This is a genomic window from Kitasatospora sp. NPDC058190 (genome assembly GCF_042883685.1).
In the GTDB taxonomy this organism is placed as follows: domain Bacteria; phylum Actinomycetota; class Actinomycetes; order Streptomycetales; family Streptomycetaceae; genus Kitasatospora.
This window is the reverse complement of the sequence record NZ_JBHVVI010000054.1, coordinates 1-17,458: the sequence shown is the minus strand read 5'-3', so window position 1 is coordinate 17,458 and position 17,458 is coordinate 1. Positions and strand designations below refer to the sequence as shown.

General features: G+C 71.3%; 11 protein-coding genes and 1 pseudogene. 4 read left to right on the top strand and 8 right to left on the bottom strand.

All coding sequences use genetic code 11. The features are described from left to right. Positions 1-55: 55 nt before the first annotated feature. From ACFVWU_RS23900 to ACFVWU_RS23865, 8 genes are all read right to left on the bottom strand, one after another. A complete protein-coding gene (locus ACFVWU_RS23900) occupies positions 56-1,825 on the bottom strand; it encodes a cellulose binding domain-containing protein (RefSeq protein ID WP_387624424.1) in 1,770 nt (589 codons plus the stop codon). Positions 1,826-2,061: 236 nt separating this feature from the next. Beyond that, complete coding sequence (locus tag ACFVWU_RS23895) at positions 2,062-2,790, bottom strand: hypothetical protein (RefSeq protein ID WP_387624422.1); 729 nt, start codon at positions 2,788-2,790, stop codon at positions 2,062-2,064. A 158-nt stretch (positions 2,791-2,948) separates the two neighbouring features. Further along, on the bottom strand, positions 2,949-4,049 hold the full coding sequence (locus ACFVWU_RS23890) for a hypothetical protein (RefSeq protein ID WP_387624420.1): 1,101 nt from the start codon (positions 4,047-4,049) through the stop codon (positions 2,949-2,951). A 59-nt stretch (positions 4,050-4,108) separates the two neighbouring features. Then, positions 4,109-6,094, bottom strand: a complete 1,986-nt coding sequence (locus ACFVWU_RS23885; RefSeq protein WP_387624417.1) for a beta-galactosidase — start codon at positions 6,092-6,094, stop codon at positions 4,109-4,111. A gap of 25 nt (positions 6,095-6,119) precedes the next feature. Continuing rightward, positions 6,120-7,148: a LacI family DNA-binding transcriptional regulator gene (locus ACFVWU_RS23880; protein ID WP_387624415.1), complete on the bottom strand. Its 1,029-nt coding sequence runs from the start codon at positions 7,146-7,148 to the stop codon at positions 6,120-6,122. Between the two features lie 106 nt (positions 7,149-7,254). Continuing rightward, the gene (locus ACFVWU_RS23875; protein ID WP_387624412.1) at positions 7,255-8,229 is read right to left on the bottom strand and encodes a carbohydrate ABC transporter permease; all 975 of its coding nucleotides are present in this window, start codon (positions 8,227-8,229) and stop codon (positions 7,255-7,257) included. Then, positions 8,226-9,173 carry an ABC transporter permease gene (locus ACFVWU_RS23870; protein WP_387624409.1) on the bottom strand — a complete coding sequence of 316 codons (948 nt, stop codon included), beginning with the start codon at positions 9,171-9,173 and terminating at the stop codon, positions 8,226-8,228. Before ACFVWU_RS23870 ends, ACFVWU_RS23875 begins: the two co-directional genes overlap by 4 nt. Continuing rightward, on the bottom strand, positions 9,170-10,837 hold the full coding sequence (locus ACFVWU_RS23865) for a Tat pathway signal sequence domain protein (RefSeq protein WP_387624407.1): 1,668 nt from the start codon (positions 10,835-10,837) through the stop codon (positions 9,170-9,172). Before ACFVWU_RS23865 ends, ACFVWU_RS23870 begins: the two co-directional genes overlap by 4 nt. 189 nt (positions 10,838-11,026) lie before the next feature. Between ACFVWU_RS23865 and ACFVWU_RS23860 the strand changes: the two genes are divergently transcribed. The 4 genes and pseudogenes from ACFVWU_RS23860 to ACFVWU_RS23845 form a co-directional block, all read left to right on the top strand. Next, positions 11,027-13,924 (top strand): glycoside hydrolase family 3 C-terminal domain-containing protein, encoded by a 2,898-nt coding sequence (locus tag ACFVWU_RS23860; protein WP_387624404.1) that lies wholly within the window; start codon positions 11,027-11,029, stop codon positions 13,922-13,924. A 206-nt stretch (positions 13,925-14,130) separates the two neighbouring features. Continuing rightward, entirely contained in the window at positions 14,131-15,114 is a 984-nt protein-coding gene (locus ACFVWU_RS23855; protein ID WP_387624401.1) for an acetylxylan esterase, read from the top strand. Between the two features lie 152 nt (positions 15,115-15,266). Then, positions 15,267-16,667, top strand: coding sequence for a GH1 family beta-glucosidase (locus ACFVWU_RS23850; protein ID WP_387624398.1), 1,401 nt, complete (start codon positions 15,267-15,269; stop codon positions 16,665-16,667). Next, a pseudogene (locus tag ACFVWU_RS23845) lies at positions 16,664-17,458 on the top strand (alpha-xylosidase); the annotation flags it as partial. The gene ACFVWU_RS23850 and the pseudogene ACFVWU_RS23845, both read left to right, overlap by 4 nt.

Here is a 17,458-nt window from a genome sequence, read left to right as displayed (position 1 = left end):
CGTTGGCGGTGGTGCCCCGGACCCTGGGGAGCCCGGGGCACCACCGGTTCCGGGGTCAGCCGATCGCGCAGGTCGCGCCGTTGAACCAGAAGGCGGACGGATCGGCGTCACTGCTGGACCAGGTGGCCTTGAAGCCCCACTGGACGCTTCCGCCCTGCGGGACGGCCGCGTTGAACGAGGCGTTCCCGGCGTTGACGCTCGGACCGCTCTGCGACACCGAGGCGTTCCAGCTGCTGGTGATGCTGGTGTCGCCGGCGAAGTTGAAGCCGAGGTCCCAGCCGTTGACCTGGCCGAGGCCGTTGTTGACGACGGTGACGGTGCCGATCACGCCGCCCGGCCACTCGTTCTTGTTGTAGACGACCCGGCAGCTCGCGCTGGTCGGGTGCATCTGCACGACCGTGATGCCGTAGGCCGGTACGGTCTGGGTGGTCGGGCTGCCGGACTGGGCCGCGCTGATCGAGTTGCCGTTCTTGAGGTAGGAGTGGACGGTCGGGGTGTCGGCGGAGGGGGTGAACCCGGTGTAGGAGAGGTTCACCGTGGCCGCGTTGTTCGGGTCCTTGTTGATCAGCATGACGTCCACGTCCCCGTTGGTGCGGCGGACGGCGTGCGCGGAGAGCAGCGAGGACGAGCTGGCGGCCTTGACCAGGGCGTCACCGGGCCCTCCCAGCCTGCTGATCATCTGGGTGCCGTAGTAGGCGGGGAAGGGGGTGTTGAGGGGCGGCTCGCAGCCGGCGCCGCTGGAGACCATGCCGTAGTCGTTGTACTCGGTGGCCCCCTCGACGGTGCTCAGGTTGGTGCAGTCGACGCCGTTGTGGAGGGCCCACCAGTCGATGTTGAACGCGCCGTTCTCCATCCAGGTGAGGTACGTGTCCGGCGCGAACAGCCCGTTCGGGGAGGTGTCCCGGTAGGTGGTGGTGTTCGCCTCGGTCACCGCGATGCCGACATTGGGGGCGTTGGACCCGGCGTACTGGTCGATCAGCGAGCGCAGGGTGCCGGCGATGTTCGGGATCAGGGCCTGCGGCTTGGTGAGCAGGTCGGCCGGGCTGGTGCCGGCGGGGTAGGTGTGAACGATCACAAAGTCGACCTTCGAGCCGGCGATCGACAGGACCGTGTGGTTCCAGTCCATGGTGTCGCCCGGGCCGACGGCGCCGTCCGGCCAGCCACCGGGGGTGGTCAGCACGGCGCCGATCTTGATGTTCGGATCGACCGCCTTCATCGCGTCGACGTACTGGACCAGGTTGGTCGCGTAGGTCGTGGCGCTCTTGCTGCTGTGGGTGTCGTACTCCCAGCCGTTGCCGTTGCTGTACTCCCCGTTGCCGTAGACCTCGTTGCCGACCTCCCAGTACTTGATGCCGTAGCCCTTGGTGACGTTGGCGTACCGGACCCAGTCGGCGGCCTCCTGGGGGGTGCCGGAGCCGTAGTTGGCGGTGATGATCGGCTGCGCTCCGGCGGCGCGCACGGTGCCCATGAAGGCGTCGAAGCCGGTGTTCGGGGCGACGTACGCACCGCCGGAGGCGGTGCCGGTCTGCCAGTGGTAGACGTCGGAGTGGCTGCCGCCGGGGTAGCGGACGGCGCCGATGCCGGCGGTGCTGAGCAGGCCGGGGGTGGCGGAGTCGTTCATGGTGGCGTCGAAGACGGCGGTGTTGATGCCGACGCCGGTGTCGGGGATGGTGGCGAGCTGCAGGGCGGCGTCGACCGACACCGACACGGAGCTCGCGGCTTGGGCGGGCGGTGCGGCGACGGCGATCGCGCCGGTGATCGCGAGCGACAGGGCCGCCGCAGCAGCGATGATGCGTTCACGACAGGCTCGGACTGGCCAGTTCATGCGTCCCTCCAGGGTGGTGGGGGTGCGTGGTGTTCGGATGTGGGGAATCGAACTCCCGCGATCTGGACGGCGGGCCCGGCGCGGCTGCGTAGGGTCGGGCCCGGACGCGAAGCGTGTTCCGTTCGGATGCGGACCGGCGCGGTGGGGAGCGGGCGGTCACCCGTCGCATCGTCAACTCCCTTCGGCAGACCTCATGGTGAGGCGCAGCAGGACGGCGGACGGTGCCGCCGGCAGGGTCAGGGTGAGTTCGGCGGTGTCCGGATGCCAGGTGGTGGTGGCCCGTAGAGCACCTCGGTGTGGACATCGGCACCGAGCAGGTGTGGCAGGTCGAGCTCCCTGGCGGCATCCGCTCCGTGGCGGCGCCAGGCGGTGACGTAGGTGGTGGTCGGGGTGTGCAGTGCCAGGGCGGTCCACGGCTCCTCCCACGAGGGGAGTCCGAGCGGCCAGCCGGGCAGCGCCCGCGGCAGGTCGGCGCGGATGGACTTGTACACGGCCACCGCCTCGTGAACCAAGCTTCGTTCGTGCGGCCCGAGTTCGGTGATCCGGCCGGAGAGGTGGATGCGGCCGAGGAGAGCGTTGGCCACGGTCAGGGCGACCTCGTCGGGGGTGTCCCCGGACTGCGGGTACGCCCAGACGGCGCCCTGCTCGGGTGTGACGGCGGTGGGGGCCGCCGCCGCGATGGGCGGGTAGAGCAGTAGGTCCTGCTGGTCGCTGGTGGACTGCAGCTGGAGCCGGGAGAGCAGGGCGTGGTCCATCCGCATGCCGCCGGAGGCGCAGTTCTCGATCACCAGGTCCGGATGCCGGTCCAGGATGCCGTCCAGCCAGTCGAGTTGGGCCCGGTTGTGGACCAGCAGCCCGGCAGTCGGGGCCTCACCGAGGTGGGCGCTGAACTGCCCGGACCGGGTGGTGGCGTCGATCGGGGGCAATATCGCGGCGGTGGTGGACCTGCTGGTCAGGCAGTACAACTGATGCCTCCTAAAACGCTCGGCTCAGCCGGGAGAAGAATGAGACTCCCTGCGGAACAGATTGGGATTTGGTGGTTCGCCGCCGCCTCTCGGACCGCTTACTCGCCGTGATAAGGTGGTTACGCCGATCCGGGGCGATGACCAAGTTCTGGGTTGGCCTACCGCCGGGCTGGCGGGAAGTCAGGTCTGTGGAGCTGATGTAAGACCGATGGGCGGTACACCGTCCCTTCGCTGGTAGCCCCAGGTCGGCAAACGGCTGTGAAGCAGAAAGCCCGACCCGCGAGGGTAGGAATCCTTCGGCTTCGGTCGGTGGAGGATGTCAAGTAGTCGTTGAAGACGACTGGCAGGTGGTGGTGATCGGCGTTCAGACGTCGAAGGTTCGGCGGTGGCGCGAATGCACCGTCCGGACCGCCGTCCGGCGCGAGCGCGAGCGCCACGGGCACGGTGCGGAACTCGGCGCCCGGCTCCAGCGGGTGGCGCCAGCCGTGGTCGGCGTCCTCGGGGCCGTACAGCGCCGCGTACGCGGAGTCGTCGCGTACCCCGCACTCCCAGCGCCAGCCGCCGCCGTTGTGCTCGATCTGCCACAGCCAGGTACGGCCGGACTCCCGGTCCGTCAGGCCGCCCATCGGCAGGTGGCCGCAGCTGGACCAGACGCCCTGTCCGGCCACGACGTGGCTGCTGCGGCCGGCGCGGTAGGGGGAGCGGCCGCTGCGGTCGGGTGAGGATGCCCGCAACGGCCTGCGCTGCCACCGGCATTCGGCGAACCAGTCGTTCTCCGCCCACAGCAGGTCGGCGGTCTCCAGGGCCGCCGGGTCGCTCCCGGTGAGGCAGCCGGTCACGAGCGAGCCGACCGATTCCAGGTGCAGCGTCGCCGCCCCTTCGTTGCGCAGCACCACCTCGCTGCGCAGCACCGGCAGGCCGTCCGGCGAGCGGTAGACCGCCTCGGCGGTCAGGCCGGTGTCCGGGTCGTGCAGCTCGACGGTGAGCACGTGCCAGTCGCCGTCCCGGGTCGAGCGGTGGGAGCGGTGGCGCAGCCGCGAGCCGAGCGCGGTGTCGACGAGGTGCCGGCCCGACCAGTGGCGGCCGAGGTCGGCGGTCGTCACCTCCACCAGCGGCAGCGGCGCTCCTGGGCGCGGGGTGGTGGCACCTTTGCCGGGCGCGCCGATGCGTGTCAGGCGGGGGGTGCCGTGCTCGCCCAGGCCGATCTCCAGCTCCAGGGCGTGGTGCCCCCAGCGGATGGTCTCGTGCGGGTCGCTCATGGTGGCCTTCCTCGGTGGGGCGGGGGAGACTTAGTGAGCGTTCACAAATTAGTGAGCGTTCACAACGCGCGCAGGGCGGCGCAGCCGCCGGCGGGCACCTGGCTCAGGGCGGCGTCCGTGAGCAGGTCGTGGGCCGACTGGGGCAGCGGTACGGCCTCGTCGCGGTGGTTGAGCAGCAGGTGCCAGCGGCGGCCGTCCGGCGCGTGGCGGGTGACGGCCTCGACGCCGGACGGCAGGCCCGGCAGCTCCGGAGCGGCGCCCGCTTCCGCGAGCAGTCGGCCGACCAGGGCGGCGTAGCCGGCGTCGTCGAGGCGGGTGGAGAGGTACCAGCCGTGGCCGGAGCCGAAGGCGTGGCGGGTGAGCGCAGGGCTGCCGGCCAGCATGCCGTGGGTGTAGGCGGCGAGCGTCTCGGCGCCCTCGGTGCGCAGGGACTCGCTCCAGACGGTGGCCGTCGAGCCGTCGGAGAGCGCGACCTGCTCGTCCTGCCGCAGCGGGCGGTACTCCTCGACCCGGATGCCCAGCGCCTCGCGCAGCGGTGCGGCCGGGTAGCCGCCGAGCCGGGAGTGGAGGCGCTCGTCGACCATGCCGCTGAAGTGCTGGACGAGCAGGGTGCCGCCGTCGGCGACGAAGCGGCGCAGATTCTCGGCGCCCGCGTCGGTGAGCAGGAACAGCGCGGGGGCGAGGACCAGCCGGTAGCGGCTCAGGTCGTGCTCGGGGTGGGCGAGGTCGACCGTCCGGCCGGCGTCCCAGAGCGCCCGGTGAGCGCGTTGCAGCGCGGCGAAGTAGTCGAGCTCGGACGAGGGGAGCCCGTCGACCTTCATCGCCCACCAGGCGTCCGAGTCGTGCAGGACGGCGACCTCGGCCCGGACGGTGGAGCCGGCGAGTTCGCCGAGCCGGGCGAAGGCCTCTCCGGCCGCCGTGACCTCGCGGAAGGTGCGGCTGTCCGGCCCGGCGTGCGGGACCATCGCCGAGTGCCACTGTTCGGCGCCGGCCCGGGACTGGCGCCACTGGAAGAAGAGCGCGCCCTCCGAACCGCGGGCGATGTGGGCGAGCGAGTGGCGCAGGATCTCCCCCGGCTCCTTGGCGAGGACGCGGCCGCCGGCGTAGACGGTGTTGGTGCCCTGTTCCATCAGCAGCCAGGGGGCTCCGCCGGCGAAGGAGCGGGCCCGGTCGGCGTCGAAGGCGGCCTGGGCGGCGGCGTCGACGCCGGGTGCGGTGGGGTAGTGGTTGACGGAGACCAGGTCGACTTCGCGGCCGAAGGCCCACAGGTCCAGGTTCTGGTAGCCGGGCAGCATGAGGTTGGTGGTCACCGGGCGGTCGCTGTGGGCGCGGACGGCGTCGCGCTGCTCGCGGTAGGCGGCGAGGGTCTCGTCGGACCAGAAGCGGTTGAAGTCCAGCGCCTGGCCCGGGTTGCGGTGCCACTGGCTCTTGCGGGGCGGCAGGATCTGCTCCCACGCGGTGTAGCGCTGGCTCCAGAAGGCCGTGCCCCAGGCCTCGTTGAGAGCGTCGAGGGAGCCGTGGCGGGCGCGCAGCCAGACCCGGAAGGCGGCTGCGGTGTGGTCGCACCAGCAGAGGGTGACGTACTCGTTGTGCACGTGCCACAGGGCGAGCGCCGGGTGGTCGCCGTAGCGTTCGGCGAGGGCGTCGGCGATCCGGCGGGCGGCCCGGCGGTAGGCGGGGGCGGCGACGCAGTAGGTGTCCCGGCTGCCGTGGGTCAGCCGGGCGCCGTCGGGGCCCACGGGCATGGCGTCCGGGTGGGCCAGGGTGAACCAGGGCGGCGGGGAGGCGGTGGGGGTGGCGAGGTCGACGGCGACCCCGGCCGCGTGCAGCCGGTCGAGGTGGGCGTCGAGCCACTCGAAGTCGTAGCGGCCCTCCTCGGGCTCCATCAGGGCCCAGGAGAAGACGCCGAGGGTGGCGAGGTTGACGCGCGCCCGGCGCATCAGTTCGTCGTCCTGCTTCCACACCTCCGCGTCCCATTGCTCGGGGTTGTAGTCCCCGCCGTAGGCGAGGCCGCCGAGGCGGTCGGTGAGCCGGCGGATGTCCATGGGGAACCGTCCTGTCGTCGTGGTGTCAACTGCGGTGCGGGGCCGGGGCGGTGCTTTCGCGGACCACCAGTTCCGGTGGCATCAGGAGGAGTTGGTCCTCGGGCTCGTCGCCCGCGGCGGTCGCGGCGATCCTCGCCATGACCTGCTCGACGGCGACCTGCCCGAGGTCCTTCTTCGGGCTGGTCACGGAGGTGAGCCTGGGCGAGTGCTGCTCCGCCAGCGGATCGGGGCAGATGGCGATGACGGAGGCGTCCTCCGGCACGGTCCGCCCGCTGGCGCGCAGCAGGCTGAGCAGCGGGCCTATCGCGGCCTCGTTCTGCACGACGAAGCCGGTGGTGTCCGGGCGGTCCGCGAGGATGCGGGCCAGGGTGCCCGCGGTGCTCTCGTACGTGCCCTCGCAGGGTCGGTGGAGGATGCGCAGCTCCCGCCGCTCGGCGCGGGCGCGGAAGCCGTTGACGGTGCGCTCGGCGTAGCCGGCGTGCCGTTGGTAGACGCCGCTGCTGTAGCCGATGAAGGCGACGTCGCGGTGGCCGAGGTCGGCCAGGTGGTCGGCGCACAGGGCGCCGGCGGTGGCGAAGTCGTGGTCGACGCAGGAGAGGCCGGTGGGGTCGTCGGGCAGGCCGATGAGTGCGGCGGGGATGTCCTGGGCGCGCAGGACCGGGATGCGGTCGTCGTCCAGCCGGACGTCCATCAGGATGACGCCGTCGGCGAGTCCGGTGGCGGCGACCCGGCGGACGCCTTCGGGGCCTTCGTCGTTGGTGAGCAGCAGGACGTCGTAGCCGTGTTCGCGGGCCGCCACGGTGACGGCGATGGCGATCTCCATCATGGTGGGCACGTGCACCTCGGGGTGGAGCGGTACCACCAGGGCGATGATGTGCGAGCGCTTGCCGGCCAGGGCCCTGGCACCCGCGTTGGGGTGGTAGCCGAGGTCCGTGATGGCCCGTTCGATGCGGAGCCTGGTCTCGTCGGAGATCGGACGCTTGCCGCTGAGGGCGTAGCTGACCGTGCTGGACGAGACGCCGGCGTGCCTGGCCACATCGGCGAGTGTCACCATCGCGCTGCTTCCTTCGTGTCGGTTCCGGTGGGGGGAGCGGCCCGGCCGCGCGGCGCGGGGGCCGGACGCGTGGAGCCGCCCCCGGTCTGGGGCGCCCGGGTTCGGCTCAGCCCTTGATCGCTCCGGTGAGGACACCGGTACGCAGGTGCTTCTGCACGAACGGGTACACGATCACCAGTGGTACCAGGGTGAGGACCACGACCGCCATCTGCAGGGACAGCGGTGCGGTCTGCGCGTGGGTGCTCCCGAAGCCGGAGTTGACGGAACCGGGGATACCGATGCCCCGGTTGACATAGGTGAGCAACACGTACTGCAGCGGCCACCTCTGACTGTCCGTCGGCATGTAGAGCATGACGTTGAAGAACGAGTTCCAGTAGCCCACCGCGTAGAAGAGCGCGGTGACGGCGGTGACGGCGCGTGAGGTGGGCAGGACGACGGACCACAGGATCCGCCAGTCCCCGGCGCCGTCCATCCGGGCCGCGTCGATGAGTTCGGAGGAGGTCTCCTGGTAGAAGGCGCGCAGCACCAGGATGTTGAAGACGGAGACCGCGCTCGGCAGGATCAGCGCCCACCACTGGTCGTAGCCGCCGAGCCCGGTGACCACCAGGAAGCTCGGGATCAGGCCGCCGCCGACGAACATCGTGATGATCAGCAGCATCAGGACGAAGCGGTGGCCGAGCGTCCGGGGTCGGGAGAGGCCGTAGGCGCACAGGATCGAGACGGCCATGGACACCGCGGTGCCCACCACGGTGATGCCGAGGCTCACCATCAGTGCGGCGACGACCGTCGGATCGCTGAGCATCTCGCGGTACGTCTCGGTGGTCAGGCCGTCCGGCCAGATCACCAGTCCGCCGGCCCGGTTGACGGCCCCGGGGGTGGAGAAGCTGGTCAGCACGATGATCCAGAGCGGGACCAGGATGACGGCGAGCATCCCGCCGAGCGTGAGGCCCTTGGCGGCCTGGCCGACCGCGGTCGGCGGTTCGTCCCACGGCGGGCGGGCCGAGCGGGCCCGGCGCCGGGCGGCTGCTGTCGTGGTGGAGCGCTTCTCGCCCCGCGAACCCATGGTGAGTGCGTTGGTCATGTGCGGTACAGCCCGTCCTCGCCGAAGGCGTGCGCCAGCTTGTTGGCACCCCAGATGAGCAGCAGCGAGACCACGCTCTTGAAGAGCCCGGCCGCCGCTCCGTAGCTGTAGCCGCCGGTGGCGATGCCGTAGTAGAAGGAGAAGGTGTCCAGGACGTCCGCGGCGTCGTGGCCGACGGCGTCGCGCTGGACCAGGAACTGCTCGAACCCGACGGACAGGGCGTTGCCGAGCCGCAGGACCAGCATCAGCACGATCACCCCGCGCAGGCCCGGCAGCGTGATGTGCCACATCCGCCGCAGCCGGCCCGCGCCGTCGGCGGCCGCGGCCTCGTACAGCTCGCCGTTGATCGCGCTCAGCGCCGCGAGGAAGACGATGATCCCCCAGCCCGCCTCCTTCCAGATCGCCTGGGAGGTGACCAGCAGGGCGAAGGTGTGCGGGTTGGTCATGATGTCCCAGGTGCCGATGTCGTGCTGGCGCAGGAACTGGTTGAGCACGCCTGCGCCGCCGAGCATCTGCTGGAAGATCGTGACCGCCAGCACCCACGAGAAGAAGTGCGGCAGGTAGACCACGGACTGGAAGAAGTTGCGGATCCGCTCGCTGATCACCGAGTTGAGCAGCAGGGCCAGGGCGATGGGGATCGGGAAGAAGAGGATCAGCTGGACGAAGCTGAGGTACAGCGTGTTCTTCAGCGAGGCCCAGAACGCCGGGTCGCCGAACAGCTGCTGGAACTGGTCGAAGCCGACCCACTGGCTGTGCCAGACCCCGACCAGCGGGTCGTACTCCTGGAAGGCGGTGACGATGCCGAACAGCGGCGCGTAGTTGAACACCAGGAGCAGGACGACGGCGGGAACCGTCATCAGCAGGAGGGACTTGTCGCGCCGCAGCCTGATCCGCCAGTTGAGTCGCTTCGGCCCGGCGGGGCGCTCCGGCTGGGTGGTGCTCACTGGCCCGTGCCGTACTTGTTCAGGACGTTCTCGGTCATCCACTTCTTGAGCCGGTCCCCGGGGCCGCTGCGCCAGCTCGCGACGACGTCCTGCACGTCGGAGACCTTCTTCTTGCCGCGGTAGCAGTCCTTGATGGTGTCGTTGACGCTCTGGGCGGCCTCGGCCACGGCGATGGCCTGCGGCATGCTGTAGTTCAGGCCCCAGAAGATGGGCTTGGTGAGGGCGTTGATGTTGGCGGTCTGCCAGGCCGCGCAGTCCTTGGTGACCATGTCGCTGCCGGGGTTGCTCATCACGGAGGGGGGAGCGGCCAGGAACGGGAAGGTCGACTGCTGGACGTCCTTCTTGCCCTCGTCCGTGAAGGTCGGTGCGCCGTTGACGCGGGTGTGGTGGACGCCCTCGACGCCGTAGTTGATCAGGGTGAACTCGGCGGTGCCGTAGGGGGAGGCGAGGTAGTTGGCGACGGAGAGCAGTTCCTCGATCTGGGCGGGCTTGAGGTTGGCGTTGAGGTAGCTGACGATGCCCGTGGCGTTGCCCATGTAGACCACGGGCTTGCCCTTGCCGTCGGCGGCGAAGAAGTTGAAGGCGCCGCGCCGGTAGTTCGGGTCCGCGGAGACGCCGGACTGGTGGTCGCTGAGGTTCCAGCCGCCCGTCCCGCCGCCCTCGATGAGCACTTTCCCGCTGTAGAAGCGCTCGGTGCCCTTGGTGTCGCCCGCCATCGCGTCGGGGTGCATGTAGCCGGCGGTCGCCAGCCGGTTGTGCCAGTCGAGGGCCTCCAGGAACTCCTGGGTCTCGAAGAGGTGGACCAGTTTGCCGTTGTCGACCTTCCACTTCCAGGGAGCGCCGAAGGCCGTGTACATGTAGGTCCAGATGTCGTCGAAGGCCCACACGCCGCGCTTGGCGTCGGTCAGCTCCTTGCCGAGGTTCATCAGGTCGTCGGCGGACTTCACCTGGTCGGGGGTGATGCCGCGGGCTTCGAGGACGTCCCGGCGGTGGTAGATCATCCCCGAGATGGCGAAGTTGGTGGAGAAGTTAGGGATCCCGTAGATCTTGTCGCCCCAGGCCCCGACCTGCCAGGCGCCGGTGGGGAGCGCGGCGAGGTTCGGGTACTTCTTGATCTTGTCGCCGGACAGGTACGGGGTGAGGTCCGCGAGCTGGGTGCCGGCCAGCTCGCCGGTGTTGAAGTTGGGGTTCCACCAGGTCGGCAGGCAGATCCAGTCCGGCAGCTTCTTGGCGGCAGTCATCGTCGGGACGATGGTGTTGTAGTTGTTGCCGTCCGCCGGCTTGACGGTCAGCTCGCAGCCGAGGGCCTTGTTCATCGCCTCGTAGAAGGAGTTGCCGACCGGGGGGTTGGTGCCCCACAGCGGCGTGACGGCCGTATAGCTGCCGCCCTTGCCGGGAACGCCGGAGGTGCTGGCGGGCGGGGAGGCGGGGTAGGAGAGGTAGGCGGGGTCGGTGGCGGCGTCGGGGCCGCCCTGGATGGAGGCTATGTCCGGCTTGACCGTGCCGGCGTTCGGCACGTAGGCCGGCAGGGCGGCCTTGAGGCCTTCCTTGGTGTTGGTGCTGGCCTTCTTGTCCGCTCCACCGCCGCAGGCGGACAGCAGGGGTGCCATCGCGGCGGCCCCCGCGACCGTGGCAGCTGTGGTCAGGAAGCTTCTGCGGTTCAACCCGGATCTCATGGTGGCGTGGCCCCTCTCCGTCGATGCGTCGAAGCGTCGAAGCGTCGAAGCGCTTGGATGTTTCGGCGAGACTAACGACGCGTTACCGGTTGAGCAAGAGGCTGAACAAATGCAAAATCGTTTGTGTCCTGGGGAGTTGACAGTCCTGTCGGAGCGTGCCAGCGTCGAAGCGCTTCGATGAACGACCACCGAGCCCAGCCCGCCCGAGGGGTATTCCACGTGAGTTCCGTGCCCGTGTCCGCAGCCGGCCTGCCCGATTTCCGCAACCCCACGCTTCCGCTGCGCAAGCGTGTCGACGACCTGCTCCACCGGCTCACGCTCGACGAGCGGGTCGCGATGCTGCACCAGTACGCGCCGGCCGTGCCGCGCCTCGGTGTCGCCCCCTTCCGCACCGGCAGCGAGGGCCTGCACGGCGTCTCCTGGCTCGGCGTGGCGACGGTCTTCCCGCAGGCCGTCGGCCTCGGCGCCAGCTGGGACGAGGACCTGGTGCGCAGTGTCGCCGAGGCGGTCTCGACCGAGCTGCGGGCCTTCCACTACCACCGCCCGCCGGCGATCAGCACCCCCGAGCGCGGGGCCAACTCCCTTCAGGCCTGGGCGCCCGTGCTCAACCTGCTGCGCGACCCGCGCTGGGGGCGCAACGAGGAGGCCTACTCCGAGGACCCGGTGCACACCGCGCGGGTCGGCGAAGCGTTCTGCCGGGGACTCTCCGGCGACCACCCGGACTACCTGCGGACCGCGCCGGTGATCAAGCACTTCCTCGCCTACAACAACGAGGACGACCGCTGCACCACCTCCTCCGGACTGCGCCCGCGCGTCCTCCAGGAATACGACCTCGCCGCCTTCCGCCCCGTCGTCGCCGCCGGCGCCGCGACCGGTGCGATGGCCGCCTACAACCTGGTCAACGGCCGCCCCTGCCACGTCAGTCCGCTGATCGAGGCGGAGCTGCGCCGCTGGGCGAAGCCGACCGGCCACGAGCTGTTCGTGGTCAGCGACGCCGAGGCCCCCTCCAACCTGGTCGACCCGGAGCACTACTTCGACGACCACGCCGAGTCCCACGCGGCCGCGCTCAAGGCCGGTATCGACAGCTTCACCGACCACGGCGAGGACAGTGCGACCCCGGTCGGCCGGCTGCGCGAGGCGCTGGAACGCGGCCTGATCGACGAGGCCGACGTGGACCGCGCCGTCCGGCGGCAGCTGGAACTGCGCTTCCGCCTCGGCGAGTTCGACCCCGAGCTGGACCCGTACGCCGGTACCGGTCCGGAGGTGATCGACTGCCCCGAGCACCGCGCGCTGGCCCGGCAGGCCGCGACCGAGTCCACGGTGCTGCTCAAGAACGACGCTCTGCTGCCGCTCGACCCGGCCCGCACACCCCGGATCGCCGTCATCGGCCCGCTCGCCGACACCCTCTTCGAGGACTGGTACAGCGGCACCATGCCGTACCAGGTGAGCATCGCCACCGGACTGGCCACGGCCCTCGACGCCCACGGCGGCGAGGTCGTCCCGGTGGCGGGCTCCGACCGGATCACCCTGCGCTCGCGCACCACCGGCGAGCTGCTCGGCAAGTCCGCGTTCGACGTGACCGACTGGGGCGGCGGCGCCTCCACCCTGCGCGCCGCCGACACCGGCCACTACCTGAGCCTCCAGGACGACGACGGCCTGGCCGCCGACCAGGAACTGATCAAGAGCTGGTTCGTCAAGGAGACCTACCGGCTCGAACCGGCCGGTCCCGACACCGTGCTGCTGCGCTCCGTGTTCACCGGGCGCTACGCGGCCGTCGACCCGACCGACGGACGGGTGAGCGTCACCGCCGAGACCGCGGAGGGCGCCGAGCACTGGCAGCGCGAGCTGGTGCGCGACGGCATCGCCGAGGCGCGGGCGGCGGCCGAGACGGCGGACGTCGCGATCGTCGTCCTCGGCAACCACCCGATGGTCAACGGCCGCGAGACCGAGGACCGCGCGGACATCGACCTGCCCGAGGGGCAGGAGGAACTGCTGCGCGCCGTCGCGGCCGTCCGCCCGAACACCGCCCTGATCGTGATGAGCAGCTACCCCTACGCTCTCGACTGGGCCGACGAGCACCTGCCCGCCGTGGTGTGGACCTCCCACGGCGGGCAGGAAACAGGACACGCGCTGGCCGCCGTGCTGCTCGGCGCCGCCGAGCCCGCCGGCCGCCTGCCGCAGACCTGGTACCGGGGCGACGACCCGCTGCCCGCCCCGCTCGACTACGACATCATCAAGGTCGGCTGGACCTACCAGTACCACCGCTCCGCCCCCCTCTACTCCTTCGGCCACGGGCTGTCCTACACCGACTTCGCCTACCGCGACCTGCGCCTGTCGCAGCCGTCGATCGGCCAGGACGGCTCGGTCGAGGTGACCGTGACCCTGGAGAACATCGGACCGAGGCCCGGCAGCGAGGTGGTCCAGGCCTACGTCCGCGCCCTGGAGGCCCGCTACGAGGCGCCCCGGCTGCGCCTGGCCGACTTCCGCAAGGTCCGGCTGGAGCCGGGGGAGAGCCGAGAGCTGACGTTCCGGCTGTCGGCCGAACAGCTCGCCCACTGGGACGTCGCCACCGGAGCGTTCACCGTCGACCCCGGCGGCTACGAGGTGATCGTCGCCCGTTGCGCCGACCACCCGGTGCTCACCGTGCCGATCACCGTGATCGGGACGGCCGCCGGACCCCGGGCGGGCGTCGAACGCCCGCTCCAGGCCGTCGACTTCGACGACTACGAGGACGCCACCATCGTCGACGCCACCCGCTCCGACGGCGACGCCGTCACACCCACCGATCCCGCCCACCCCGCGACGCTGCTCTTCCGCGAGGTCGACCTCTCCGGCACCTCCGCGATCGAGGTCGAGACCGCCCGCGAGGGCGTCGGCACGGGCGGGGCGCGGCTCGAAGTCCGGGCAGGCGGCCGGGTGCTGGCCGAGATCGACGTGCCCGTCACCGGCGACCGCTACGCCTGGACGAGCACCACCGCCGAGCTCGCCGCCCCGCTCCACGGCGTGCACGACCTGAGCCTGACCCTGCACGGCGACTTCCGGCTCTCAGCCTTCCGCTTCGGCGCGGCCGGCTGAGGCCCCTCGCCCCACAGACCGGCGGCCCGTTCATGGGGGGGGCGGGCCGCCCCCCTTCCTGTTCCCGCTCGGCGCCCGAGGACGCGAGGCGCCCTGCTGCCGCCCCCGTCCCGCCCGTGCCACCCCGCCGCCCGGAGGCGGTCCCCATGTCGCGGCTCACGCCCCATCACGCCACCTCGTCCTCGCTCCACCCGGAGGAAGCCCCCATGCCGCTCACCGACTTCGGTGTCGACGAACTAGCCAGCTATCAGCCTGAGTTGACTGCCCCGCAGGACTTCGACGAGTTCTGGCAGCGGACCCTCGCCGAAGCCCGCTCGCACGGCGGGGCGGTCAAGGCCGAACGCGTCACCTCCCAGTTCGCCCTGCGCACCGTCGAGGTCGACGACATACGCTTCCCCGGCTGGAACGGCGAGCCGGTGGCCGCCTGGCTGCTGCGCCCGCGCGGCGTGGAGGGACCGCTGCCGGTCGTCGTCACCTACATCGGCTACTGCGGCGGCCGCGGGCTGCCCACCGAGCACCTGTTCTGGTCCGCGGCCGGCTACGCCCAACTCGTCGTCGACAGCCGCGGCCAGGGCCGTGACACCCCGGACCGGGGGATGGGCGACGGCACCCAGTGGGTCGAGGGCTTCATGACCCGGGGCATCGACTCCCCCGAGAACTACTACTACCGGAGGCTGATCGCCGACTGCGTCCGTGCCGTGGACGCCGTCGCCCACCTGCCGGGCGTCGACGGCGACCGGATCGTGCTGGCCGGCGGCAGCCAGGGCGGCGGCCTGGCCCTCGCCGTCGCCGGCCTCGCCGGGGACCGCGTGGCCGTGGTGATGCCGGACGTCCCGTTCCTGTGCCACTACCGCGAGGGCGCGCAGACCGCCGGCGACGGGCCGTACCAGGAGATCGTCAAGTACCTGCGCTGGCACAGCCCGCTGCGCGCGCGGCCGACCTTCGACACCCTCGACTACTTCGACGGCGTCCACTTCGCCCAACGGGCCACCGCACCCGCCCTGTTCAGCGTCGGCCTGATGGACCCGATCTGCCCGCCCCGGACGGTCTACGCCGCCTTCAACCACTACGCGGGCGAGGACCGCACCATGACGGTGTGGCCGTTCGCCGACCACGGCGGCGGCTGCGGCTCCAACCCGCCCGCCCAGCTGGCCTGGCTGCACGAGCGCGGGCTGACGCCGGAGGCGTGACCGCCGTGCCGCGTTCGGCCTCCTACCGGTCGCGCCCAGCGCCCGATCCCCGAGACCCGCGAGGTAAACCGTCACATGAGCGAACGAAGTGAGCGAATCATCAAGAGGTGCGCGTGGGCGAACGCCCCTGCCGAGCGCAGCGAGGTGGGCGCATGAGCACGTTAACATTCCCGGAACTGCCCCCCGGCTTCCGCTTCGGCGCCGCCACCGCCGCCTACCAGATCGAGGGCGCCCACGACGAGGACGGCCGAGGCCCGTCCATCTGGGACACCTACAGCCACACCCCGGGCCGCACCCTCGGTGGCGCCACCGGCGACACCGCCTGCGACCACTACCACCGCTACTCCGAGGACGTCGCCCTGCTCCGCGAGCTCGGCGTCGACGGCTACCGCTTCTCGATCTCCTGGCCGCGCCTGCTGCCGCAGGGCACCGGCCCGGTCAACCCGAAGGGCCTGGACTTCTACGACCGGCTGATCGACGAACTGCTGGCCGCCGGCATCGCGCCCGCCGCCACCCTGTACCACTGGGACCTGCCGCAGGTCCTGGAGGACCGGGGCGGCTGGCGGGTGCGGCAGACGGCCGAGGCCTTCGCCGAGTACGCGAACGTCGCCGCCGACCGCTACGGGGACCGGGTCGAGCGCTGGATCACCCTCAACGAGCCGTTCTGCTCCGCCTTCGTCGGCTACGCCGAGGGTCGGCACGCCCCCGGCGTCCGGGAGGGCCGCGGGGCACTGGCGGCCGCCCACCACCTGCTGGTCGGCCACGGCCTGGCCGTCCGGGAGCTGCGCGCCGCCGGTGCCCGCGAGGTCGGCATCACGCTCAACCTCGACCGCCTGCACGCCGCCTCCGACCGGCCCGAGGACCTCGCCGCCCTGCGCCGGGCCGAGGTGCTGCACAACGAGGTCTGGACCGAGCCACTGTTCGCCGGCCGCTACCCCGAGCACGAGGCCGAGACCTGGGAGGGCCGGGCCGACGGCCCCTGGCGTCGGCCGGGAGACCTGCAACTGATCGGCGCGCCACTGGACTTCGTCGGCATCAACTTCTACCGGCCGATCACCGTCGAGGCCGCCCCGCACCGCGAGGCCGACCCCGAACTGCGCACCGCCATGGACATCGGCGTCGCCGAGCCCAACCCGTACGGCACCCGGCTCACCACCATGGGCTGGCCCGTCGTCCCGTCCGCGTTCACCGAGCTGCTCCGCGACCTCGACTCCCGCTACCCGCGGCTCCCGCCGGTCTGGATCACCGAGAACGGCTCCGCCGAGGCCGACAGCCTCACCCCCGACGGCCGGGTCCACGACGCGGAACGGATCGACTACCTGGCCGGCCACCTCGCCGCCGTCGCCGACGCCATCGCGGCCGGGGTCGACGTGCGCGGCTACTACGTCTGGTCCCTGCTGGACAACTTCGAGTGGGCCCGGGGCTACGAGCAGCGCTTCGGCCTGGTCCGCGTCGACTACGACACCCTGACCCGAACCCCCAAGGACAGCTACCACTGGTACCGGGGCCTGATCACCGCGCACCGCGCGCGGACGGAGGAACCTGCCCGATGAAGTTCACCGACGGCTACTGGCTGATGCGCCCGGGCGTCACCGCGCGCTACGCCACCGAGGTCGCCGACGTCCGGGCCGGCGAGGACCGGCTGACCCTTTACGCGCCCGTCAAGCACGTGCGCGGACGTGGTGACACGCTCAACAGCCCACTGCTGACCGTCGAGTGCTGGTCCCCGGCGGAGGGCGTGATCGGGGTGCGCACCACCCACCACGCCGGTTCGGTGCGGCGCGGACCCGAGTTCGCGCTGCCCGGCGCCGAGCATGGCGGCGGGAAGGTGCGCCGGGACGGCGACGTGGTGGAGCTCTGCGCCGGCGAACTGACCCTGCGGGTGGACACCGCCAAGCCGTGGCAGCTGGAGTTCAGCGCAGGCGGTCGAGTGCTGACGACCGTGGGCGAGCGCGGCACCGGCTTCGTCACCGACGCCGACGGCCGCCACCACATGCTCGGACAGCTCTCCCTGGGCGTCGGCGAGTTGGTCTACGGCCTGGGGGAGCGCTTCACCCCGTTCGTCCGCAACGGCCAGGTGGTGGACATCTGGCAGGCGGACGGCGGCACCAGCAGTGAACAGGCGTACAAGAACGTCCCGTTCCACCTGACCAACCGGGGCTACGGCGTCTTCGTCAACCACCCCGGCAAGGTCAGCTACGAGATCGGCTCCGAGTCCGTCGGCCAGGTGCAGTTCAGCGTCGAGGACCAGTCGCTGGAGTACTTCGTCGTCCACGGCCCCACCCCCAAGCGGATCCTGGAGCGCTACACCGCGCTCACCGGCCGCCCCGCCCTGCCCCCGGCC